The organism is Leucobacter ruminantium (assembly GCF_017565705.1).
Classification (GTDB): Bacteria; Actinomycetota; Actinomycetes; order Actinomycetales; family Microbacteriaceae; genus Leucobacter; species Leucobacter ruminantium.
Genome location: NZ_JAGDYL010000066.1, coordinates 1 through 1,066, shown reverse-complemented (window position 1 = coordinate 1,066; position 1,066 = coordinate 1). Strand labels below are relative to the sequence as shown.

Here is a 1,066-nt window from a genome sequence, read left to right as displayed (position 1 = left end):
GTTGGTAGCAGCGACGGGCTTGTGAAACAGGAGAACCTCCGGGCTTAGTGGAGATGTCTAACGTCTTCACCTATTCCCGGAGGTTCTCGTGACCCACCGTAACGCCCGTCTGACTCCTGCTGGTAGGCGATTGATCATTCAACGTCATCAGCAGGGCTGGAAACAATCCCATATCGCTGCCGCGATGGGTATCTCGCGCCGCTGCGTGGCTCGCTGGATCGACCGCTACCGGGCAGAGGGCTTGCCCGGTCTTGAGGATCGATCTTCCAGACCCCGCACCTCGCCCTCGAAGACGCCGACACATCTCGAACAACTCGTGCTCCGCACCCGTCGCGATGAACGCGTCAGTCGTGACGAGATCGCTCGCCGCACCGGCCTTGCGCCGAGAACGGTCTCTCGCATCCTGGCCCGACAGGGCATCCCGCACCTGGCCCGACTGGACCCGATGACCGGGGAACCGATCCGCGCGTCGAAAACCACCACGATTCGTTACGAGCGAGACCGTCCCGGTGAGCTCGTCCACATGGACGTGAAGAAACTCGGCCGTATCCCCGATGGCGGCGGCTGGAAAGCGCACGGCAGATCACGGCGAGAAGAGACCTACCAGCGCACACAACCGGTCGGTTACGACTACGTGCACTCACTCGTCGATGATCACTCGCGACTCGCGTACTCTGAGGTCCTCCCCGACGAGAAAGGTACGACCTGCGCGGCGTTCTTGGAGCGTGCGATCGCGTACTTCGCTGCCCGTGGGATCACCCGCATCGAGCGTCTCATCACGGACAATGCGTGGGCCTACCGGTACTCGCTCCGTCAGGTCTGTGCCGACCACGGGATCCGGCAGAAGTTCATCCGCCCGCACTGCCCCTGGCAGAACGGGAAAGTCGAACGCTTCAACCGCACCCTGCAAACCGAGTGGGCCTACCGGCGACCCTACGCCACGAACACGGAACGCACGAGGGCGCTTGCACCCTGGCTCGAGTTCTACAACACTGGACGCTGCCACTCAGCCCTGAGAGGCTTCCCACCGATCAGCCGACTGGAACCAACGTCCTGACCGGGTACA

1 protein-coding gene is annotated in these 1,066 nt (G+C 62.9%); it reads left to right on the top strand.

Annotation, left to right across the window (positions count from 1 at the left end; genetic code table 11):
- The first annotated feature begins 88 nt into the window (after positions 1-88).
- The gene (locus J4H91_RS15375) at positions 89-1,057 is read left to right on the top strand and encodes an IS481 family transposase (RefSeq protein WP_208047122.1); all 969 of its coding nucleotides are present in this window, start codon (positions 89-91) and stop codon (positions 1,055-1,057) included.
- The last annotated feature ends 9 nt before the right edge of the window (positions 1,058-1,066 follow it).